18 protein-coding genes, 1 tRNA gene and 1 pseudogene are annotated in these 20,474 nt (G+C 70.6%); 8 read left to right on the forward strand and 12 right to left on the reverse strand.

The genetic code is table 11. From position 1 onward, the window contains the following. Nucleotides 1–323 precede the first annotated feature (323 nt). A pseudogene (locus tag AB1046_RS13830) lies at nt 324–1,564 on the forward strand (MFS transporter). A 35-nt stretch (nt 1,565–1,599) separates the two neighbouring features. Here the strand turns inward: AB1046_RS13830 and AB1046_RS13835 are convergent. After that, entirely contained in the window at nt 1,600–2,940 is a 1,341-nt protein-coding gene (locus tag AB1046_RS13835) for a winged helix-turn-helix domain-containing protein (RefSeq protein WP_369369881.1), read from the reverse strand. A gap of 121 nt (nt 2,941–3,061) precedes the next feature. Here AB1046_RS13835 and AB1046_RS13840 point away from each other — a divergent pair, with 121 nt between their 5' ends. After that, on the forward strand, nt 3,062–3,946 hold the full coding sequence (locus AB1046_RS13840) for a L,D-transpeptidase (protein ID WP_369369882.1): 885 nt from the start codon (nt 3,062–3,064) through the stop codon (nt 3,944–3,946). Here AB1046_RS13840 and AB1046_RS13845 read toward each other — a convergent pair. From AB1046_RS13845 to AB1046_RS13865, 5 genes are read right to left on the reverse strand one after another with little or no spacing between them, the layout of a single operon-like run. Next, nucleotides 3,943–4,950 (reverse strand): ABC transporter ATP-binding protein, encoded by a 1,008-nt coding sequence (locus tag AB1046_RS13845; protein WP_369369883.1) that lies wholly within the window; start codon nt 4,948–4,950, stop codon nt 3,943–3,945. The genes AB1046_RS13840 and AB1046_RS13845 overlap by 4 nt on opposite strands. Beyond that, complete coding sequence (locus AB1046_RS13850; protein ID WP_369369884.1) at nt 4,950–5,900, reverse strand: ABC transporter ATP-binding protein; 951 nt, start codon at nt 5,898–5,900, stop codon at nt 4,950–4,952. The genes AB1046_RS13845 and AB1046_RS13850 overlap by 1 nt, the downstream gene beginning before the upstream one ends. After that, the gene (locus tag AB1046_RS13855) at nt 5,900–6,853 is read right to left on the reverse strand and encodes an ABC transporter permease (protein ID WP_369369885.1); all 954 of its coding nucleotides are present in this window, start codon (nt 6,851–6,853) and stop codon (nt 5,900–5,902) included. The genes AB1046_RS13850 and AB1046_RS13855 overlap by 1 nt, the downstream gene beginning before the upstream one ends. After that, nucleotides 6,850–7,845 (reverse strand): ABC transporter permease, encoded by a 996-nt coding sequence (locus tag AB1046_RS13860; protein WP_369369886.1) that lies wholly within the window; start codon nt 7,843–7,845, stop codon nt 6,850–6,852. The genes AB1046_RS13855 and AB1046_RS13860 overlap by 4 nt, the downstream gene beginning before the upstream one ends. Nucleotides 7,846–7,848: 3 nt before the next feature. Next, the gene (locus AB1046_RS13865; protein ID WP_369369887.1) at nt 7,849–9,615 is read right to left on the reverse strand and encodes an ABC transporter substrate-binding protein; all 1,767 of its coding nucleotides are present in this window, start codon (nt 9,613–9,615) and stop codon (nt 7,849–7,851) included. 241 nt (nt 9,616–9,856) lie between these two features. Between AB1046_RS13865 and AB1046_RS13870 the strand changes: the two genes are divergently transcribed. After that, nucleotides 9,857–9,929, forward strand: a tRNA-Arg gene (locus AB1046_RS13870). Between the two features lies 1 nt (nt 9,930). Here AB1046_RS13870 and AB1046_RS13875 read toward each other — a convergent pair. After that, the gene (locus AB1046_RS13875; protein ID WP_369369888.1) at nt 9,931–11,151 is read right to left on the reverse strand and encodes an MFS transporter; all 1,221 of its coding nucleotides are present in this window, start codon (nt 11,149–11,151) and stop codon (nt 9,931–9,933) included. Nucleotides 11,152–11,220: 69 nt separating this feature from the next. Further along, nucleotides 11,221–12,006 (reverse strand): aldo/keto reductase, encoded by a 786-nt coding sequence (locus tag AB1046_RS13880; RefSeq protein WP_369375713.1) that lies wholly within the window; start codon nt 12,004–12,006, stop codon nt 11,221–11,223. A 243-nt stretch (nt 12,007–12,249) separates the two neighbouring features. Here AB1046_RS13880 and AB1046_RS13885 point away from each other — a divergent pair, with 243 nt between their 5' ends. Beyond that, entirely contained in the window at nt 12,250–12,699 is a 450-nt protein-coding gene (locus AB1046_RS13885) for a MarR family winged helix-turn-helix transcriptional regulator (RefSeq protein ID WP_369369889.1), read from the forward strand. A 210-nt stretch (nt 12,700–12,909) separates the two neighbouring features. On the opposite strand, the gene AB1046_RS13890 is transcribed toward AB1046_RS13885, so the two are convergent. Then, nucleotides 12,910–14,130: an ROK family protein gene (locus AB1046_RS13890; RefSeq protein WP_369369890.1), complete on the reverse strand. Its 1,221-nt coding sequence runs from the start codon at nt 14,128–14,130 to the stop codon at nt 12,910–12,912. 90 nt (nt 14,131–14,220) lie between these two features. Here AB1046_RS13890 and xylA point away from each other — a divergent pair, with 90 nt between their 5' ends. Both xylA and xylB read left to right on the forward strand, forming a co-directional pair. Continuing rightward, nucleotides 14,221–15,375: a xylose isomerase gene (xylA, locus tag AB1046_RS13895; protein WP_369369891.1), complete on the forward strand. Its 1,155-nt coding sequence runs from the start codon at nt 14,221–14,223 to the stop codon at nt 15,373–15,375. 167 nt (nt 15,376–15,542) lie between these two features. Continuing rightward, nucleotides 15,543–17,042 (forward strand): xylulokinase, encoded by a 1,500-nt coding sequence (gene xylB / locus AB1046_RS13900; protein ID WP_369369892.1) that lies wholly within the window; start codon nt 15,543–15,545, stop codon nt 17,040–17,042. Between the two features lie 10 nt (nt 17,043–17,052). Here xylB and AB1046_RS13905 read toward each other — a convergent pair whose 3' ends face one another. The 3 genes from AB1046_RS13905 to AB1046_RS13915 are packed head-to-tail and all read right to left on the reverse strand — an operon-like array spanning nt 17,053 to nt 19,004. Beyond that, complete coding sequence (locus tag AB1046_RS13905; protein ID WP_369369893.1) at nt 17,053–17,565, reverse strand: dihydrofolate reductase; 513 nt, start codon at nt 17,563–17,565, stop codon at nt 17,053–17,055. Further along, a complete protein-coding gene (locus AB1046_RS13910; RefSeq protein WP_369369894.1) occupies nt 17,565–18,368 on the reverse strand; it encodes a thymidylate synthase in 804 nt (267 codons plus the stop codon). The genes AB1046_RS13905 and AB1046_RS13910 overlap by 1 nt, the downstream gene beginning before the upstream one ends. Before the next feature lie 45 nt (nt 18,369–18,413). Further along, nucleotides 18,414–19,004 (reverse strand): hypothetical protein, encoded by a 591-nt coding sequence (locus AB1046_RS13915; RefSeq protein WP_369369895.1) that lies wholly within the window; start codon nt 19,002–19,004, stop codon nt 18,414–18,416. Between the two features lie 178 nt (nt 19,005–19,182). Here AB1046_RS13915 and AB1046_RS13920 point away from each other — a divergent pair, with 178 nt between their 5' ends. Both AB1046_RS13920 and AB1046_RS13925 read left to right on the forward strand, forming a co-directional pair. Then, a complete protein-coding gene (locus tag AB1046_RS13920) occupies nt 19,183–19,665 on the forward strand; it encodes an OsmC family protein (RefSeq protein ID WP_369369896.1) in 483 nt (160 codons plus the stop codon). Between the two features lies 1 nt (nt 19,666). Further along, a complete protein-coding gene (locus AB1046_RS13925) occupies nt 19,667–20,452 on the forward strand; it encodes a hypothetical protein (RefSeq protein ID WP_369369897.1) in 786 nt (261 codons plus the stop codon). Nucleotides 20,453–20,474 lie beyond the last annotated feature (22 nt).

Raw genomic sequence — 20,474 nt, forward strand, 5'->3', positions numbered from 1 at the left:
CAGGGGGCGGGCGATGCGCACCGTCTCGTGAGATTCTGCACCTGTTACCGGCCGACGTCAACACCGAGTCGGACGATTGTCCAAGAGTTGTGCCATCGATCACAAAAACGTTTTCTAGCCTCCGCCCGCACCGGCCCGGGAGCCACTCGATCCCCGAGATTCCGCCGTTCGCGCGGCGCGCGGCCGCCATCTCGCCGACGGCGGACAAATCGCCCTACCAGGCCCCGCGGAGCCCTCGTCGGGCGCCCGCAAGATCACCCTCCCCGGGGCCCGATCCGGTCCTGGAAAAAAGCCTTGGCCGCGCCTCCTAGACTCGATCGTTTGTGAGCACACTCGTTGAGGCCCTCCTCCCCCGACGGCTCGGGCGGCCGTTCCGCTGGCTCGTCTCGGCGTCCTGGACGAGCAACATCGGCGACGGCATCGCGCTGGCCGCCGGCCCCTGCTCGTCGCCTCGCAGACCGACAGCGCGTTCCTCGTCGCGCTCGCCGCGATGCTCCAGCGGCTGCCGTGGCTCCTGTTCGGGCTCTGGTCCGGCGCGCTCGCCGACCGCCTGGACCGCCGTCGGGTAGTCATCCTCGCCAATACGATCCGGGCCCTGGTCATCAGCGTCCTGTGCGTCTTCATCGCGACCGGGACCGTGAGCATCTCCATGGTGCTCACCGCGATGTTCCTCTACGGCGTCGCCGAGGTCTTCGCGGACACCGCGCAGCAGACGTTCCTGCCGACGGTCGTCGCGCCCGCCGACCTGGGCGCCGGCAACCAGCGCATGCAGGCCGGGTTCCTCGCCGCCAACCAGCTTGTGGGCCCGCCGCTGGGTGCCTTCTTCTTCGGCGTGGGCATGGTCTGGCCGTTCGCGGTGCAGGTGCTCTGCGTGGCGCTGGCGATCTTGCTGATCTCCCGCCTCACGGCCCCGCCCGGCACGTCGTTCACCGCGGAGCGCAACGCGGACTCCTACGTCCGCAAGGACATCGCCGAGGGCCTGCGCTGGGTGTGGCGCCACGCCCCCGTGCGGACCCTGTGCATAGTCATCCTGGTCTTCAACATCACGTGGGCCGCGCCGTGGGGCGTGCTGGTCAAGTACTCGCTGGACCACCTGCACATGAGCGAGATCGGCTTCGGCCTGCTCACCACGTCGAGCGCGCTGGGCGGGATCGTCGGCATAGTCGCGTACGGCTGGCTGGAGCGGCACGTGAACCTGGCGACGCTGATGCGCATCTGCCTCTCGCTGGAGGTGCTCACGCACGCCGCGTTCGCGCTGACCACCACGGGCTGGGTGGCGATCGCCATCATGTTCGAGTTCGGCGTCTACGCGTTCGTCTGGGGCACGCTGTCCACCACCATCCGGCAGCGCGCGGTGCCCAAGGCGTTCCAGGGCCGCGTGGCGTCGATCAACATGCTCTGCGTGTTCGGCGGGCTGATCGTCGGCCAGGGCATCGGCGGTGTCATCGCGGAGAACTGGGGCCTGGTGGCCCCGTGGTGGTTCGCCTGCGCGGGAGCCGCCGTCACGCTCCTGCTGGTCTGGAAGTCGCTGGGCAACGTGGCCCACGCCCAGGCGACGGACTAGACCCGCAGGGACCGGCGGCTGAAGGGTAAGCTTCTTCAGCGCGCCCTGACGATCGGGATCGAGCCCGTTTCGGTGAACTCGCGCATGCGCTTGCTCACCGTCGACTGGCTGACGCCGACCTCCTCGGCGATCTCCCGATACGTACGGCCCTTGGTGCGCAGGTCGATCATGCGCTCGGCGTCCTGCGTGCCGAGCTGAGTGTTCCGGCGCGGCGAGCGGCGCGGGGGGATCGCGTCCCGGACGTTCGCCGTGGCGCGGGCCGCCGCCTCGGCCGGGTCCGCGGCCGGCAGATCCGCGTCGGACGCCTGGTCAAAAACCTGCTCCGCCGGATCGGTCTCCGGACCCGGGGCGCGCTCGCTCACTGACTGCCGCGGCATGTCGAGCGCGACGCTGCGCCGCACGGCCCGGCGGTCCGACTCCTCCTTGAGCGCGTTCGCGGCGTCGAGCATGCTCGCGGCGGCGCGGACATCCTCCGCGTCGCGCACGCTCGCAGCGTCGAACTCACCTGCGAACTGAGCGGCGACGACGTCGGCGGCGCGCCTCTCGTACTCCGGCACCCCGACCTCGGGCGCCTCGACCGCACCCCACGCGCCCGACGCCCGCAGGTCTGAAGCCCGCGAGTCCGACGCCCGTGGGTCCAGGAACTCGTCGGTCAGGATCCCGGTCAGCCGCTGCCGGTCGGCGAGGTGCAGACGAGCGACGTCGGCGGTGCCGTCCCCGACGGCCGCGAGCGCCTCGCACCAGGCGGCGACCTGGGCGCGCATGTCAGTGGGCGGCACGGTGCGCAGGGCCACGGAGCGCGCCCGTCGTCGTCCGGCCTCTGCCTTGGCGAGCCGACGGCGGGCGGTGCGTGATCCGTCGTTCAGGCTCTGCGCCCGGAACAGGTCTTCGGTGGTGAGGAAGAGCGCGTGCATGCGCGCGGACTGCCGCATGGCCGACCAGGACGTCCCGGTGGCCAGGTGCCGGTCGCCGATGAGCGCCAGGTGCCACATGAGTGCGGCGAGCAGGGGCACGATGAACCGGAACAGGACGGCGCCGATCGGGTGGCCGATGTACGCCTCGTGCCATGCGGCGAACACGCCGGAGGCCGACGAGAGCACCCAGGTCAGGGCGAGCAGCGTGCCGCCGGGCCGGTTGTCCCGGGCGGCCTCGCGCGCCAGGAGGGCGACTGTGACCAGGGACAGCTCGAAGACGCCGGCTGTCGCGTAGGCCGTGCCCTGGTTCATGGCGAGGACGTCGATGCCGAACTGGACCATCGCCAGGTATGCGGACCCGGTCGAGATGAGGGCGACGGATATCGCGCCGGTGAGGACCAGGTTGCGGGATCGGCGCGTCGGGACGGTCGTGACGGGGAACGTCCGGTCGGCGGGTGCCACGGTGATCTCTCCTTGGTCGAGGACTGTCGGGCGAGAGAATATCGAACAACAGTTCGGATGCCCAGAGGGTGGGCGAAACCGAAGATATCGGACATGTGTGTCGGCCCGGTATCGTCGATGTATGTCGCGCACGCTCTGGGCCTGGGTTGCGGGCGGTGTAGCGGTAGCGCTCCTGGTGACGGCGGGCTGGCTGGTCCTGCGGCCCGACGGCGATACGGCCCCCGGCGTAGCGGCTTCCCCGTCGGCGCGCCCGTCGCCGTCGGACAGCCCAAGTGCCAGTCCCAGCCCGACCGGGCCGGTGCCCGCCACCTACTCCCTGACCACCCTGACCCGGCCGCGTATCGACCAGGTGCTCCCCGGCGCGCTCCCGCTGGCCAAGATCGACACGCTCCGCGGCCTGCCCGGGGTGGTCGCCGTGCCGCGGTCGCCCCGGATCCCCGCCTACGCCGAACCCGACGTGACCGAGGCGCCGGTGCTCGCCCTGGAGTCCGAGTACTACGAGGCCGACGCGCGCTGGCTGGTGGTGGAGCGCCGGCCCGGGTGGGTCCGGGTGCTCGTCCCGTACGGGCGTGGCGCACTGCCGTCCGACGATCCCGGCAGGGTGAACGGCGCTTCCGCCTGGCTCCGGGAGCGCCACGTCCACCTGGAGCACGAGAGCCGGTCGGTGGTGGTCGACCTGTCGGACCGCACGGTAACCCTGACGCGGGCCGACGGCGGCACCGAGCGGCTCGCCGTCGCGATCGGCGCTCCCGAGACGCCGACGCCGCTGGGCCTGACCCAGGTGTTCACCGTCACGGAGGCGGTGAACACCGGGCTGTCCGTGTTCCTGTCGATGCAGAGCGAGTCGCTCGACGGGTTCTACGGCACCGACTACGCAGCCACCGCTCTGCACGTGGGTGTGGGCCAGGGCCAGGCGGTGAGCAACGGCTGCCTCCGGCTCTCGAGCACAGACTTCGAGCACCTCACCGACCTGGACCCGGGCGTCCCGGTACTGATCAAGCCCTAGTGGGCGGTCGGGCAGGGGTCCTCGGCCGCCATGCGGAAGCAGCCCACGAAGTGGCCGGGCGCGTGCTCGACCAGGCCGAGGCCGTTCGGCACCTCGCCCGAGCCTGAGCCCTCCTCCGACGCCGCCTCCCCGCCCAGCGACCGGCCCTGCGCCACCTGCGCCTCGTGGTACAGGCACCGCCCCGCCAGGCGCGCGGTGCGCGACGCCTCCGCCGCCTCGACCTCTTCCCACGTCCGGTCCAGGTGCGGCACCGACGCCAGCAGGTCCCGCGTGTAGGGGTGCAGCGGGTCGTCGAAGACGGCGGTCGTGTCACCCCGCTCCACCACGCGGCCCTTGTAGAGGATGACCACCCGGTCGGAGACGTAGTTGCCGAGCGAGAGGTCGTGCGTGACGAACAGGATGCCCAGGCCGCGCGCCTTGAGCTCGCCCAGCAGGTTGAGCACGTCGATGCGGGTCGAGGCGTCGAGCATGGAGATGATCTCGTCGGCGACCAGCAGCTCGATGTCGAGCAGCAGGGCGCGCGCGATGAGCAGGCGCTGCAGCTGCCCGCCGGAGAGCTGGTGCGGGAACTTGCCCAGGATGTCGTCCGGTTCGAGCGTCACCGCTGCGAGCGCGTCGTCGAGCTTCGACCGCCAGCTCGCGGACGAGACCCGCGGAAAGTAGGAGCGCCGCAGGGTCTCGAACGCCCGGTCCACCTTGTAGATGGGGTTGAACGAGCTGAACGGGTCCTGGAACACACCCTGGACCCTGCGGTAGTAGTTGCGCCGCGCCTTGAACCCGAGCTTGGTGACGTCGCGCCCGTCGAACGTGATGGTGCCGCCCGAGGAGTCGAGCAGGTGGAGCACCATCTTGCCGATGGTCGACTTGCCGCTGCCCGACTCCCCGATGAGCGAAACCACCTCGCCGCGCTGCACGTCGAGGCTGACCTGCCGCACCGCGTGCAGGTCGGAGGTGCCGAAGGTGCCGGTCTTGTAGACCTTGTCGAGCTTGGTGAGCGTCAGCATCAGCTCACCGCCCAGCACGCGACGTGGTGTCCCTCGGCAACTTCCCGGAACGGCGGGGCCTCGGCGCACTTGTCGTGCGCCAGGGGGCAGCGGTCGCGGAACCGGCAGCCTGCTGGCGGGTCCAGGAGTGACGGCGGCCGCCCCTCGATGCCTTCGAGCCGCTGCACCTCGTACCGGTCGCCGACCTTGGGCAGCGCCCCGATGAGCATCTTCGTGTACGGGTGCAGCGGCTCCTCGATGATGGTGTGCGCCGGCGCCTTCTCCGCGAGGTGCCCGGCGTACATGACGAGGATCGTGTCGGCGACCTGGAACAGCACCGAGATGTCGTGCGTGATGACGATCATCGACTTCACGAACCCGTGGTCGCGGAACTCGACCAGCGCCCGAGCGACGGCCTTCTGGGAGGACACGTCGAGGGCGGACGTGACCTCGTCGCCGATCAGCAGCGAGGGGTTCAGGAGCGTCGAGAGCACCAGCACCACCCGCTGCTTCATACCGCCGGACAGCTCGATCGGGTAGCGCCCCAGCACGTCGGCGTCGAGCCCCACGAGCTTGAGGCGCCGTTCGAGCTCGGGCAGCACCTCCGAGTACCGCACGTTGTGCGCCTTCAGGAGGTCGCGGATCATCCGGCCGATCTTGCGGGTCGGGTTCATCGCGGACATCGCGTACTGCGGGATGAGGGACACCTCGCGGTAGCGGTGCCGGCGCATGGCGCCGTCGTCGGACAAAGGCAGCTCGTTCTCGTCCAGGACCACCGTGCCGCCCACGTGCTGCATACGGGTGTCGAGGCGGATCAGGGCCTTGCCGAGCGTTGTCTTGCCGCAGCCGGACTCACCGGCGATGCCCATGATCTCGCCGTCCGCCACCTCGAAGGTGACCCCGTCGAGGGCCTTCACGTCGCCGCGCAGGGTGCGGTACCAGACCCGCAGGTCGGTCACGGAAAGTGCCATCACATCTCCCGCAGCTTGGGGTTGAAGACCTCGTCGAGACCCACGTTCATGATGTACAGCGAGCCCACGATGAGCGTGATCCCCAGCCCCGGCGGGATGAACCACCACCACAGCCCCAGATGGAGCGCGCTCCACTGCACTGCCTGGTTCATCATCAGGCCGAGCGACATCGCGTTGGTGGGCCCGAGCCCGATGAAGTCGAGCGACGCCGCCGTGAGGATCGACCCACCGAACAGCAGCACGAACGTCATGAAGAGGTACGAGTACATGTTGGGCGCGACCTCGCGCCGCAGGATCGTGCCAGTCCCCACCCCCGACAGCCGGGCCAGGTCGATGAAGTCGCGCGAGCGCAGCGACAGGGTCTGCGAGCGCACCGCGCGCGCCACCCACGGCCAGCTGAACACGCCGATGTACAGCGCCTGCATCGGGACGCTCCGCACACCCAGGTAGGCGTTGATGATGATGAGCACCACAAAGCCGGGGATCACGAGCACCACGTTGGTGAGCATGTTCAGCAGCTCGTCGATCAGGCCGCCGCGGTAGCCCGCGACGAACCCGATGGTCATGCCGATCACCGCGGACACGGCGCTACCCAGCACGCCCACCAGGAACGTGGACCGCAGGCCCGCTACGAACTGCGCGAACACGTCCTGGCCGAACGTCGTAGTACCGAACAGGAAGTCCGCCGACGGCGGCGCCATGGGCGGCCCCGCGTAGTCCATCGGCGCGTACCGCAGGAACGCCGGGCCGATCAGACCCAGCAGCAGGAACCCGAGAACGACTACCCCGCCGATCAGGACCTTGGGGTTGCGCAGCGCGAAGTACAGCGTCTCGCGTGCGTCTCCCTGTGGTTTGCGGCCGCCTGCCATCCCGCTGCCCGACGTCGCGCCGGTCACGCCGGGTTGTTCGCTCGCCTCGGTCCCGGGTCCCGCGGTCGGTTGTGTCGCCGTCATGCTGTCGCCCCCGTCAGTCCGGTCCGTGTGCGGGGGTCGACCAGCACGTAGACGATGTCGATCACGAAGTTGGCGACCAGCACGCCGATCACCACGAACAGCAGGGTGCCCTGCAGCAGGAAGAAGTCCTGGTTCTGGATGGCGGACAGCACGAGCCGGCCCAGGCCCGGGTAGGCGAACACGATCTCGGTCACCAGGGCGCCACCCAGGATCGTGCCGAGCTGGAGCGCGAGCCCGGTGATCTGCGGCAGCATCGCGTTGCGGAACGCGTACTTCCGGATGAGCCGCTTCGGGGCGCCGAGCGCGGAGAGGTAGTTCGCGTAGTCCGACTCGAGCTCGTAGATGATCAGGTTCCGCATGCCGATCGCCCAGCCGCCGAGCGAGACGAGGAACAGCGACAGGAACGGCAGCACCCAGTGCTGCAGCAGGTCGCCCACGAACGTCCACGACCACCGCGGCACCATGCCGAAGTCGTAGCCGCCGGCCACCGGGAACCAGCCGAGAACAACGCCGAGGCCCCACGCGAGCAGGATCGCCAGCCACATGTACGGCATGGCCGTGACCAGGTACCCGACCGGCAGGGCGACGTTGTCGAGCCAGCGGCTGCGCGCCGCCATCGCCCCCACGCTGTTGCCGACCACCCAGCTGAGCAGGATGGCCGGGATCATGATGCCCAGCGTGTAGGGCACGGCGTCGAGCACCACCTGGCTCACGGGCGCGGGGAACAACCACACGCTCGTGCCCAGGTCACCGCGGAACAGCGCCGCCCAGTAGTTCAGGTACTGCTGCCAGATCGGCAGGTCGAGGCCGAACGTCCGCTCGTAGTACTCGGTCATGGCCGCGATCGTCTCGGGGTGCTGCACGGCGGCGCGGGCCACCATCCGCTGAACCGGATCCCCCGGCATGAGCCGGGGGATCAGCCAGTTCAGCGTGACCGCGACGACGAAGGTCAGGCCGTAGACCAGGGTCTTGCGGGCGAGGTAACCGCGCATCCGTCAGGAGGCCGGCTCGAGGCCGAGCAGCGTGTTGATGCCGCCCATCTGCGTGTACCCGTTCCACATGATCGGGAAGTACGCGTCCTCACGGCCCTCCTTGGGCCAGTTGGTCCACTGCGACTCGTTGTACTGGGCCCACGCGCCGTTGTACCAGAGCGGGATCGCCGGCAGGTCGGTCAGGAACTTCTCCTGGACCTGGGACAGCGTCTCGGAGAACTCAGGCGTGCCGGTCTCGGTGCGGGACAGCGTCTGCACCAGGTCCCACGCGCCCTCGTCCTCGTAGCGACCGAAGTTGCCCACCAGCATCTGCTCGTGGATGGGCTGGTAGAACGCGTAGTTGTAGTAGGTCCACGGGGTGTTGCTCACGCCCGCGTTGCCGTTGATGACGAGGTCGAAGTCGCCGGTGGCCCGCGCGTCGTCGACGGCGCCCTGGTCGGGGAAGTCGGCGGTGACCCGGATGCCGGCCGCGGAGGCGTCCTCCGCGATGACACGCGCCGCTTCCATCCAGTCGGTCCAGCCGGCCGGGACGATCAGCGTCAGGTCGATCTGTTCGCCGTCCGGCGTCTCGACGAACCCGTCGCCGTCGGTGTCCTCGTAGCCGGCGTCGGCCAGGATCGACCGGGCCTCGTCCGCGTCGAAGGTGAAGCCGTGCTCGGCGACGACGTCCTCGTCGTAGTACTCCTCGAACGCCGGCACCAGGCCCGACGGGTGCGCCTTGGCGACCAGGCCGCCGTACGCGTTCGCAACGATCTTGTCGACGTCGATCGACCGGGCCAGCGCCTGCCGGAAGTCGACGTCGTCCATCGGCGGCCGCGTCTGGTTCGGGATCAGGTTCGCCGACGCCGCCGCCAGCATGTACGGCTCACCCGCGTAGTAGGTGCTGACCTGGCCGGAGTCCACAAGCGTGTTGACGCCGGGCAGGAAGTTGTTGCTCAGGTCGAGGCTGCCGGACAGCATGAGCCCGAGCGCCACCTCGTTGGAGGTGTTCACGACGTCGACGATGTACCTCATCGGCATCTCGTAGCCGAGCTCGCTCCGGGCCCACCAGTCGTCGTTGCGCTCCCAGACCATGCGGTCCTGCCCGACGGCGGAGAACCGGAAGGCGCCCGAGCCGATCGGGTCCTCGTTCGGGTTGGAGAGCAGGTCGTCCTCGGACCAGTCCCCCATGATGTGCTCCGGGACCACCATCGTGGTGTAGAGCCAGTTGTCCCACTCCTGGTAGCGCGGGTCGGAGAACGTGAACTCGACTGTCGTGTCGCCAGTGGCCTCGACGCTGTCCAGCCAGGTCCACAGGTTGGAGTAGGGCACGGCGTCGATCTGGCCGAGCTCGGTGGTGAAGACGACGTCGTCCGCGTTGAGCGTCTCGCCGTCCTGCCAGGTCAGGCCCTCGCGGAGGGTCAGCTCGTAGGTGTCGTCGTCAATCCACTCACCACCCTCGGCGAGCCAGGGCGTCAGCTCGAGCGTGATCGGGTCGAACTGGAACAGCGGCTCATACAGCAGGCCGCGCGTGGCTGTCGCCTCGCCCGAGCTGGGGATCGGGTTCCAGGACGACGGCGGGCCCCACTGTGTACCGCTCGTGAAGAGCGTCTCCTCGCGGGGGTACTCACCCACCAGCTCGTTCGCGGAGTCCATGCCTTCGGCGGACGCATACGGGTTGGAGATCGGCTCGTTGCCGCCGCCGCCGGAGCAGCCGGCGAGCAGCAGGCCCGCCGCCGCAGCCGTCGCCAGGGCCGACGCGCCCCGTGACCTGGTCTGTCGAAGGGACATCAGCGATCCTCTCGTCCACCCGCACGGCCGTCGCGCGGACCGGACGCATCGTCGCGCCGGGTTGTTGAGCATCGTTCTGTGCCGGGGTCGATCGAGTCAAGGTTTGTGACCGATGTTGCTAAATTGACACCTGTGCCGATATCGGCACTTCGCGCACCTGCCCGGACGGACGATAGGCTGTGCGCACTGGCCCGGGCCCTGCCCGACGCCGGGCTCGCCCCTCCCGTCTCGAGAGGGGCGAGCGCCTGTAGCTCAGTGGATAGAGCACCGCTCTCCTAAAGCGGGTGTCGGCAGTTCGAGTCTGCCCAGGCGCACCTAACGCGCGGCGAGCACCGCGGCGGGCCGTTCGGTCCGCGCGGCACGCTCGCCGCCCCGGACCCGCGTGGCCACCACCATGACCACCAGCCCGGCCAGGGTCACGGCGGCGCCCGCCCACAGCGGCGACGTGTAGCCGAGGCCGGCGGCCAGGGTCAGGCCACCCACCCAGGCGCCGAACGCGTTGCCGATGTTGAACGCGGCAATGTTCGCGCCGGAGGCGAGCGTCGGGGCCACGGCGGCGTGCCGCATGACCCGCATCTGCAGACCCGGCCCCACCGCGAACCCGACCGCGCCCATCAGGAACAGGCCGGCCAGCGTCGCGACCTGGCTGTTGGCCGTCAGCGCGAAGCCCGCCAGGACCACGGTGAGCAGCGCCAGCAGGGTGAGCAATGTGGTGCCGAGGTTCCGGTCGGCCGCCTTGCCGCCCACCAGGTTCCCCACAAAGAGGCCCGCGCCGAACAGCATCAGCAGCCACGGCACCGTCGAGCTCGCGAACCCGCTCACCTCGGTGAGGGTGAAGGCGATGTAGGTGAACGCGCCGAACATGCCGCCGAACCCGAACACCGTCACCGCGAGCGAGAGCCAGACCTGCGGCGCCCGGAACACGGCCAGCTCGCCCCGCAGGCCCGGTCCGGCCTGCCCGCTGGCGCCCGCGGCGTCGTCGGGCACACCGATCCGGGCGGGGACCAGGAGCGCGATGCCGACGAACGCGAGCACGCCGATGGCGGTGATCGCCCAGAACGTGGAGCGCCAGCCGGCGGCCTGCCCGAGCAGCGTGCCGAACGGCACCCCGAGCACGTTGGCGACCGTCAGCCCGGTGAACATGATCGAGATGGCGGCAGCACGACGCTCCTTGGCCACCAGGTCAGCGGCGACGACTGCCCCGATGCCGAAGAAGGCACCGTGGCACAGCGCCGCGACGACCCGGCCCAGCATCATCAGCTCGTAGCTCGGGGCGATGGCGGACACCAGGTTGCCCGCGATGAACAGGACCATCAGCCCGAGCAGGGCCTTCCTCCGGTCCATCCGGTTCAGGGCGGCGGTGAGGCCCACCGCGCCCACCGCGACGGACAGGGCATAACCCGAGATGAGGTATCCGGCGACCGTCTCGGTGACACCGAAGTCCGTGGCCACCGCGGGCAGCAGGCCCATGATGACGAACTCGGTGAGGCCGATGCCGAAGCCCCCGATGGCGAGGGCCCACAGGGCAGCAGGCATGGCAGTTCTCCTTGGTCAGGCGGGGGCGTTGGTCAGGCGGGGACGTTGGTCAGGCGGGGACGAGCAGGGTCAGCCGTTGAAGGTGTCGGGGTGCAGACCGGTGCGGCCGTCGCGGTCGAGCGCATCGATCGCGACGACCTCCGCCACGGTCAGCTCGAAGCCGAACAGGTCGAGGTTCGACGCGATGCGCGACGGCGTGACCGACTTGGGGATCACTACGTTCCCGTGCTGCAGGTGCCAGCGCAGCACCACCTGAGCCGGTGTTACGCCGTGCGCCTCGGCGGCGGCGGTCACCGGCGCCGCGCCGAGCACCGCGCCCTGCGCGAGCGGGCTCCACGCCTCGGTGACGATCCCGAGGCCCGCGTGGTGGGCGCGCAGCTCGCGCTGCTGCAGCGCGGGGTGCAGCTCCACCTGGTTGACGACCGGCCGCACCCCGGTCGCCGCGATGATCGCGTCGAGGTGCGCGGGCTGGAAGTTGGAGACGCCGATCTCGCGGACCAGGCCGGCCTCGCGGGCCTCGATGAGCCCCTCCCAGGCCGCGACGTACAGACCGAGGCCCGGCGCAGGCCAGTGGATCAGGTACAGGTCGAGGGCGTCGAGGCCGAGCAGCTCAAGGGTGCGCTCCAGCGCGGGCCGCACGGCGTCACGCGCCATCGAGTCGACCCACAGCTTGCTGGTCACGAACACCTCGTCGCGAGCCAGGCCGGACTCCGCGAGGGCGCGGCCCACGCCTGCCTCGTTGCCGTAGACCGCCGCGGTGTCGACGCTCCGGTAGCCGGCTTCGAGCGCGTGGCTGACGGCGCGGGTCGTCTCGGCGTCGGGCACCTGGAAGACGCCGAACCCGGCCTGCGGCATGGTCGCGCCGGGACGGATGGCGTTCGGGAGGGCGACGGCGGGGGTCGAGACGGCGGGGACGAGGGATGACATGGGGCTCCTTGGCTGTTCTCCGAGCGACGCAGCTCATGCGTGCGCGGCATCCTGGCGTACGCGGTTATTTGCACACGCCTCCTAGATACTTGCACGCGCGCACTAGTTGCACAAGCGCTATAGTTTGGAGACGGACATCACGCCCGACATCACGCCCGACAAGGAGGGCCCATGGGAATCGCCGACGACGCCGTCGAGATCCGCGCCCAGGGCTGGCGAACGCTCGCCGCACTGCACGGTCTGATCGACACCGCGCTCGAACGCGCGCTGCAGGCCGAGCACGGCCTCACCGTCGTGGAGTACACCGTGCTGGACGCCCTGTCCCGGCAGGACGGCTGGCACATGCGCATGCAGCAGCTCGGCCGCGCCACCGCGCTCTCGCCGAGCGCCACGACGCGCCTGGTCAACCGCCTGGAGGACCGCGCGCTGCTGACGCGAGTGCTGTGCCAGGACGACCGCCGCGGGATCTACACCGAGCTCACGAAGGCCGGCGAGAAGCTCCTCCTCGCGGCGCGCCCCACGCACGACCGGGCCCTGCAGGAGGCGCTGCAGGAGGCGGAAGAGGTTCCGGAGCTCGCTTCGCTGGTGGGCGCGCTGGGCACTGTCGGCGCCGCGGTCTGACCGCTCCCCGCGAGTGGGACCGGCCAGCAGCGACGTGCTGACCGGACTGCGCCCCGGAATCGGCGCACCGGGTACGCCGAGTCCGGGGCGCAGTCCGAACCAAGCCACTGACTCGCCATGCCAGCTAAGGCGAGTCAGTGGCTTGGTCCGACCAGCATGCTGACTCGCCGTATCGGGTATGGCGAGTCAGTGGCGGAGGCTGGCTGCGGGTCAGACCCAGGCTGCCGGGTGCGCCAGCACCGCCTGCAGCACCTCGCGTGCGCCACCCGTTAGCGCCGCCTGGGGGCCGGCCTGGGCGGCCCTGACCTGCAGGTCCACGAACGGCGCGGCGAGCACACGGTCGGCGAGCACGGCCTCGACGTCGGCCCGCAGCCAGGGCAGCAGCTCGGTGTACGCGCCGCCCAGCACGATCGTGCCGATGTCGAGCAGGTTCACGAAGTCCGCGAGAGCCGAGCCAAGGGCGCGGCCGGCGGGCAACCCTGCGCCGTCGGCCAGCCCGGAGCCGCCGTCGGACAAAAGGGCGACGAGCGAGCTCAAGGGGGCGGACGGCGGGAGGCCCGCCGCGCGCATCATCGCGTCCTTGCCCGCGTACTGCTCCAGGCAGCCGAACGCGCCGCACGAGCAGCGCGGCCCAGCCGGGTCGACCACCACGTGCCCGATCTCGCCGTTCCACCCGCGCTCACCCAGGAAGAGCTTGCGGTCGACGACTATCGCCCCGCCGATGCCGACGTCGCCCGAGACGAAGATGAAGGAGTCGGGGGCGGCGACGTCCGACCCGCCGGCCAGCTCCGCGAGCGCCGCGAGCTTGGCCTCGTTGGCGATGCGCACCTCGGTGTCGCCGAGCGCGAGCAGCGGGACCGGCGCCAGCGACGACCAGCCCAGGTTGGGCGCCACCTCGAGGAGCCCGGTGCGGGGGTCGACGAGGCCGGGCAGGGCCAGCCGCGCGCCGGCGACCCGCATGCCTGACACCGCGACGTCGTCGGACACCTCACGGGCGAGCTTGCCGAGCCGGCGCAGCACCACTGCGGGGTCGCCGTCGTGGAACTCGCCCGGGACCACGTTGTTCGTCACGACGTCGCCCGTGAGATCGAGTACCCGCACGCCCAGGTAGTCCACGTTCACCTCGAGCCCGAGGCCGACGACGGACCGTGGCGCGGGGACCAGCGGGACGGCTGGCCGCCCGGCGCGCCCGCCGTACACGGCCGGCAGCTCGCGGACGAGCCGGGCGGCCACGAGCTGGTCGACGAGCGTGGAGACCGTGGCGCGGGTGAGGCCGGTCGCGGCGGCCACGCCGGCGCGCGAGAGTGGTTCCGGCACCTCGAACACCGCGCGCGCGACCAGCTCCAGGTTGCGTTCGCGCAGGGTGTGCTGGCGGGCGGCCCCGGGGCCGGTCCGTGCGGTGGTCTCGCGTGCGGTCCCTGCGGTGGTCACGCCTTGACTGTAGCTGAGGCACGGGCAATAGTTCAGTCGTACAACAAATGCGGCGCCGCGCACCGGGGCCGCCTCGATGAGGAGACCCGCGTGAGCGACATCAAGTACTCGTTCGGCCTGTGGACCATCGGCTGGCCCGCCGCCGACCCGTTCGGCACGGCGACCCGCCCCGACCTGGACCCCGCCGAATCCGTCCGCAAGCTCGCCGACCTCGGCGCCTGGGGCTTCACGTTCCACGACAACGACGTCTACCCCTTCGGCTCCGACGAGTCCGAGCGCACCAAGCACATCGACTCCGTCAAGCGGGCCGCCGCGGAGACCGGCATGGTCTGCGAGATGGTGACCACGAACACCTTCACGCACCCCGTGTTCAAGGACGGCGCGTTCACCTCCAACAACCGCGAGGTGCGCCGCTTCGGCCTGCGCAAGGTGCTGCGCAACGTGGACCTGGCCGCCGACATGGGCGCCTCCACGTTTGTCATGTGGGGCGGCCGTGAGGGCACCGAGTACGACAACTCGAAGGACCTCAACGCCGCGCACGCTCGCTACGCCGAGGGCATCGACACCGTCGCCTCCTACATCAAGGAGAAGGGCTACGGCCTGCGCATCGCGCTGGAGCCCAAGCCGAACGAGCCGCGCGGCGACATCTTCCTGCCGACCATCGGCCACGCCATCGCGCTGATCGACTCGCTCGACAACGCCGACATCGTGGGCCTCAACCCGGAGACGGGCCACGAGCAGATGGCCGGCCTCAACTACACGCACGGCCTGGCCCTGGCCCTGCACCTCGGCAAGCTGTTCCACATCGACCTGAACGGCCAGCACGGCCCGCGGTACGACCAGGACCTCGTGTTCGGTCACGGCGACCTGCTGTCCGCGTTCTTCACGGTCGACCTGCTGGAGAACGGCTTCCCGAACGGCGGACCCCGCTACGAGGGACCGCGCCACTTCGACTACAAGCCGTCGCGCACCGAGTACCTCGACGGCGTGTGGGAGTCGGCCAAGGCCAACATGGCGACCTACGACATGCTGGCGGCCAAGGCCGCTCAGTACCGGGCCGACCCCGAGGTCCAGGCCGCGTTCGAGCACGCCGGGATCTTCGAGCTGGGCCAGCCGACCCTGGCCGACGGCGAGTCGTTCGACTCGTTCCTGGCAGAGTCCGACCCGGACATCGAGGCCCTGGCGGAACGTGACTACGGCCTGGTCCGCCTCCACCAGCTCGCCCTGACCCACCTGATCGGCTGACGCGCCGGTCCTCGACCGGCCATCCCCTTCGAGACCTAGGTTTCTCCGCTTTCGACGCGCTCAAAGCGAAGAAACCTAGGTCTCGAAGGGGATTAGGCCGAACTGTGGCGCGGGTAGCGTGGTCAGCCGCGTCCCCCTTCCCTCCTCATCCCGTTTCTGGAGCATCGATGCCCCTCGTCGCCGGCGTGGACACCTCCACGCAGTCCTGCAAGATCGTCGTGCGCGACGCCGAGACCGGCGCGCTCGTCCGGACCGGTTCCGCCAAGCACCCGGACGGCACCGAGGTGGATCCGCGGCACTGGTGGGACGCCTTCCAGGAGGCGGCCGCCGCGGCAGGCGGCTTGGCCGACGTCGCCGCGCTCGCCGTGGGCGGTCAGCAGCACGGTCTGGTGACGCTCGACGCCGAGGGCAACGTGATCCGGCCCGCGCTGCTCTGGAACGACAATCGCTCCGCGCCGTCGGCCGAGGCGCTGATCACCGAGCTGGGCGACGGCGACCGCGCGGCGGGCGCCCAGGCCTGGGCAGACGCCGTCGGCTCGGTGCTCGTGGCCTCCCTCACCGTCACCAAGCTGCGCTGGCTGCACGACAACGAGCCGGAGAACGCGGCGCGCGTCGCCGCGGTGGCGCTCCCCCACGACTGGCTGTCGTGGCGCATCGCGGGCTATGGCCCCGCGGGCGACCCGGCCGCTCCCCTGGGGCCGCAGCTCGACAAGCTGTTCACGGACCGCTCGGATGCCTCCGGCACCGGGTACTACGACGCCGCCACCGGCCAGTACCGGCCTGACCTGCTGGAACGCGCCCTGGGGCGGACCGACGTCGTGCTGCCGCGGGTGGTCGGTGTGACCGAGGCGCGCGGTGTCGCGCACCCGACCGTCGCGGGGTCGACGGTAGAGGGCGGGGCCCTGATCGGTCCCGGCGCCGGCGACAACGCCGGGGCGTCCCTGGGGCTCGGCATGACGCCGGGCGACATCGCCATCTCGATCGGCACGTCGGGCGTGGTCTCCGCCGTCGCGCCCGAGCGCACCGCGGACGGGTCCGGCGCGATCAACGGCTTCGCGGACGCGACCGGCAACGCGCTCATGCTGGCCGTCACGCTCAACGCCGCGCGCGTCCTGGACGCGGCGCGCGAGGTGCTCGACGTCAACTTCGACGAGCTCGCCGAGCTCGCCCTCCAGGCCCCGCCCGGCTCCGACGGCCTGGTGCTCGTGCCCTACCTGGAGGGAGAGCGCACGCCCAACCGGCCCGACGCGACCGGCACCCTGCACGGCATCCGCCTCGTCACCTCGACGCGCGCCCACCTGGCCCGCGCCTACATCGAAGGCATGCTGTGCGGTCTCGCCGACGGCCTCGACGCGCTGCGCGCGCAGGGTGTCGCGGTGGAACGCGTGATGCTGATCGGCGGCGCGGCGCAGTCCCCGGCCGTGCAGCGGATCGCCCCGCAGGTCTTCGGCCTGCCCATCGGCATCCCTGAGCCCGGGGAGTACGTGGCCGACGGCGCAGCACGGCAGGCCGCTTGGGTCCTCGCGTCGGCCGCGTCCGCGTCGAACGGGGGCGGTGCGGCCGGCGTCGTCGCGCCCGCGTGGTCCACGACTATCGCGACCACCCTGGCCGCCGACCCACAGCCGGTGATCCGTGAGCAGTACGCGGCGGTCCGCGACCTGGTCTGAGCCGGCCGGGTCAGGCGCGCGTGTAGCGCAGGTGGCGGTAGCGGAGGCCCGACGTCGACGTCGCCCACTCGGTGGACGAGGTGACCGTCCACTCCGGGCCGATCTCGGGGGCGAACACGTCGCCGTCGAGCTCCGTGTTGATCTCGGAGACCTCGAGCACGTCGGCGATCGGCAGCGCCTCGTTGTAGATCTGGGACCCGCCCATCACCCAGATCTCGTCCCCGCCTGGTGCGTTCGCCGCGATCTCGAGCGCCTCGCCGATCGAGCCGACCGCTACGACGTCGCCCCCCGCGTCCGGTACACCCTCCCGGCCGCGCGACGAGACCACCACGTTGGTCCGGCCGGGCAGGGGCCGCTTCGGCAGCGACTCCCAGGTGAGCCGCCCCATGACGACCGGGTGGCCCGAGGTGGTCCGCTTGAAGTGGGCGAAGTCCTCGGGCACGCGCCACGGGATGTCCCCGCCGGCGCCGATCACCGGCCGGCCACCGGCGTCACGAGCCTGCCCCCAGATGAGTCCGATCATCAGACTGCGATCGGGGCCTTGATGGTCGGGTGGGAGACGTACCCGAGCACCTCGATGTCCTCGAACTGATAGTCGAAGATCGACTCCCGCGGCGCGAGGCGCAACGAGGGGTACGGGTACGGGTCGCGCTCCAGCTGGGTGCGCACCTGCTCCACGTGGTTCTCGTAGATGTGCACGTCACCGCCGGTCCACACGAACTCGCCGACCTCCAGCCCGGTCTGCGCCGCGACCATGTGCGTCAGCAGCGCGTACGAGGCGATGTTGAACGGGACACCGAGGAACAGGTCGGCCGAGCGCTGGTAGAGCTGGCAGCTGAGCTTGCCGTCCGCGACATAGAACTGGAACAGGGCGTGGCACGGCGGCAGCGCCATGTCGTCGACCTCGGCCGGGTTCCACGCACTCACGATGTGCCGGCGCGAGTCCGGGTTGGTCCGGATCTGCTCGACCACCTTCGCGATCTGGTCCACGTGCCCGCCGTCGGGCGTGGGCCAGGAGCGCCACTGGACCCCGTACACGGGGCCGAGCTCGCCCGACTCGTCGGCCCAGTCGTCCCAGATCTTCACGCCGCGCTCCTGCAGCCAGCGCACGTTGGAGTCGCCGCGCAGGAACCACAGCAGCTCGTAGACGACCGACTTGAGGTGCACCCGCTTGGTCGTGATCAGGGGGAACCCCTCGGCGAGGTCGTACCGGATCTGTCGCCCGAAGACACTGCGTGTTCCCGTGCCGGTGCGGTCACCCTTGGGGGTGCCGGCGGCCAGCACGTCGCGGAGCAGGTCCTCGTACGGAGTATCGATCTCGGTCATGCGGCAAGCGTAAGCCTGACCACTGACAGGACGCCGGAGCACGACTCAGCCCTGCTGCGCCCGCAGCTCCTTGAGCCGCGCCCCACGACGGCGGTACAGCACACCCATCACCACGATCACGAGCGCCACCACACCGCCGAGCGCCGCGCCCCACGCGGAACCGCCGCGGAAGGCGGGCCCGTCGACGTCGAGGATCCGCTCGCCCGCGTGCGCCGCCGCCGAGGTCCCCAGCACGATCCCGAGCGTCAGCAGGTTCGGCACCGCGAACAGGACGGCCAGCGCCAGGTATCCGCCGCGCACGCCCCAGGACCGGCGGGTGAGGACTGCCTGCGCCACGAAGAACACGGGGACCATCGTGAACAGCGCGCCGACGACCAGCCCCCACCAGGCCCCGGCCGTGAACGACCCGTCCACGGCGTTGCCGATCACCTGGGCCCACCAGCGCGGCAGGAACGCGGTCAGGAACAGGTACACGAGCCATACGGCCACGATCACGGCGACGACGCCGAGCAGCCGCTGCACGATGTCCCGCCAGTTCGGCCGCCAGCTCGCGCCGCCCGTGGTCGGGCCGGTCGCTGTCGAACCACCCGCCGTCGGGCCGGTCGCCTGGGGCTCGCCGCTCGCGTTCTGCGCCATGACACGATCGTCGCAGCGCCCGGGCCGCCGTGCGCGCCGAACGGGGCCGCTGTGCGCGGAACGGCGGCGAACGGGAACGTCGCGCGCACGTTCCGCGTTGACAACTACGCCGACCGACCGGGACGCGCAGGACCTCAGGCTCGCGACCGTGTCGGTGACCAGTGGAAGGATCATCCTCATGACGGAGCAGACCACCACCTCAGGCGCCGCGAGCAGCGAGGACGCCGTGACCCCATCGCCCACCGACCCGCTGTGGGTGGAGCGCAACGGCACACGCACGTACACGGGCTTCTCGGCCCGGGGCGCGCGCGTCGAGATCGGGCCGGCGGAGGCCGGCGCGGTGTTCACGCCGGGCGAGCTGCTGAAGATCGCGCTCGCAGCGTGCGCCGGGATGAGCAGCGACAAGGCGTTCGCGCGGCGGCTGGGTGACGACTACAAGACCACCATCCGGGTCGAGGACCCGAAGCTCGTCGCCGAGGACCGGTACCCGGTGCTCACGGAGAAGTTCGAGATCGACCTGTCCGCCCTCGACGAGGAGGACAAGGCGAAGCTCATCATCATCGCGCAGCGATCTATCGACAAGGCCTGCACGGTGGGCCGTACGCTCAAGGTGGGCGCCCAGATCCCAGACGCGCAGTTCTACCAGCCGACGGAGGGCTGATATGTCTGACGACAGCAAGCAGAACCTGACCGCACCGGAGGCCAACGGCCGCGCGAGCACTGGAGACGCAGTCGTCAAGGCGGACAGCTCCGTCGAGGTCACACCCGCGGACTGGGTCAACTACAAGCCCGAGGGCCCGCTGGACTACCTGGTCGACCGGGCGGTGACCATCCCGTCGGCGACTATCCACAAGCATGTGAACAAGGTGCGCGCGCGTAACCCCGACGCGAGCCCCGCGGAGATCATCAAGCTCCTGGAGAAGGAGTACCTGCGGGTCATCCAGACCACGGGTGGCGCCGTCGGCGCGGCCGCCGCGATCCCCGCGGTGGGCACGGCGGTCAGCGTGGCGCTGTCCACCAGCGACGTGGCGACGTTCTTCGCCTCCTCGGCCGCGTTCTCCCTCGCTGTGGCGGACGTGCACGGGATCGACGTCCAGGACATCCCGCGGCGTCGGGCGCTGCTGCTCGCTACGGTCCTCGGCGACCAGGGCGCGCAGGACGTCGAGAACGCCATCGGCGGGTCCGGGGTCGCATGGGGCAAGGTGCTGCTCACGACGATGCCGCGCACCACGCTGCACCGCGTGAACAAGGCGCTGACGCACCGGTTCATCCAGAAGCAGATCGCCAAGCAGGGCAGCCTGCTGCTCGGGCGCATCCTGCCGTTCGGTGTCGGCGCCGTCGTGGGCTGGATCGGAGCACGCGCGCTGGGGCACACGGTGATCGCGCAGTCTCGGGTTGCGTTCGGCGCTCCGCCGGAGCGCTTTCCTCGCGTCATCGAGCAGAAGTAGGCCCGATCGGCACGCCGTCCCG

The organism is Promicromonospora sp. Populi (assembly GCF_041081105.1).
Taxonomy (GTDB): domain Bacteria; phylum Actinomycetota; class Actinomycetes; order Actinomycetales; family Cellulomonadaceae; genus Promicromonospora.

Bases quoted from the DNA above. Each gene is read 5' to 3' on its own strand.
- AB1046_RS13840 (WP_369369882.1), top strand. From the start codon at position 3,062: ATGTCGCGCACGCTCTGGGCCTGGGTTGCGGGCGGTGTAGCGGTAGCG.
- AB1046_RS13845 (WP_369369883.1), bottom strand. From the start codon at position 4,950: ATGCTGACGCTCACCAAGCTCGACAAGGTCTACAAGACCGGCACCTTC.
- AB1046_RS13850 (WP_369369884.1), bottom strand. From the start codon at position 5,900: ATGGCACTTTCCGTGACCGACCTGCGGGTCTGGTACCGCACCCTGCGC.
- AB1046_RS13855 (WP_369369885.1), bottom strand. From the start codon at position 6,853: ATGACGGCGACACAACCGACCGCGGGACCCGGGACCGAGGCGAGCGAA.
- AB1046_RS13860 (WP_369369886.1), bottom strand. From the start codon at position 7,845: ATGCGCGGTTACCTCGCCCGCAAGACCCTGGTCTACGGCCTGACCTTC.
- AB1046_RS13865 (WP_369369887.1), bottom strand. From the start codon at position 9,615: ATGTCCCTTCGACAGACCAGGTCACGGGGCGCGTCGGCCCTGGCGACG.
- AB1046_RS13875 (WP_369369888.1), bottom strand. From the start codon at position 11,151: ATGCCTGCTGCCCTGTGGGCCCTCGCCATCGGGGGCTTCGGCATCGGC.
- AB1046_RS13880 (WP_369375713.1), bottom strand. From the start codon at position 12,006: ATGCCGCAGGCCGGGTTCGGCGTCTTCCAGGTGCCCGACGCCGAGACG.
- AB1046_RS13885 (WP_369369889.1), top strand. From the start codon at position 12,250: ATGGGAATCGCCGACGACGCCGTCGAGATCCGCGCCCAGGGCTGGCGA.
- xylB (WP_369369892.1), top strand. From the start codon at position 15,543: ATGCCCCTCGTCGCCGGCGTGGACACCTCCACGCAGTCCTGCAAGATC.
- AB1046_RS13905 (WP_369369893.1), bottom strand. From the start codon at position 17,565: ATGATCGGACTCATCTGGGGGCAGGCTCGTGACGCCGGTGGCCGGCCG.
- AB1046_RS13910 (WP_369369894.1), bottom strand. From the start codon at position 18,368: ATGACCGAGATCGATACTCCGTACGAGGACCTGCTCCGCGACGTGCTG.
- AB1046_RS13915 (WP_369369895.1), bottom strand. From the start codon at position 19,004: ATGGCGCAGAACGCGAGCGGCGAGCCCCAGGCGACCGGCCCGACGGCG.
- AB1046_RS13920 (WP_369369896.1), top strand. From the start codon at position 19,183: ATGACGGAGCAGACCACCACCTCAGGCGCCGCGAGCAGCGAGGACGCC.
- AB1046_RS13925 (WP_369369897.1), top strand. From the start codon at position 19,667: ATGTCTGACGACAGCAAGCAGAACCTGACCGCACCGGAGGCCAACGGC.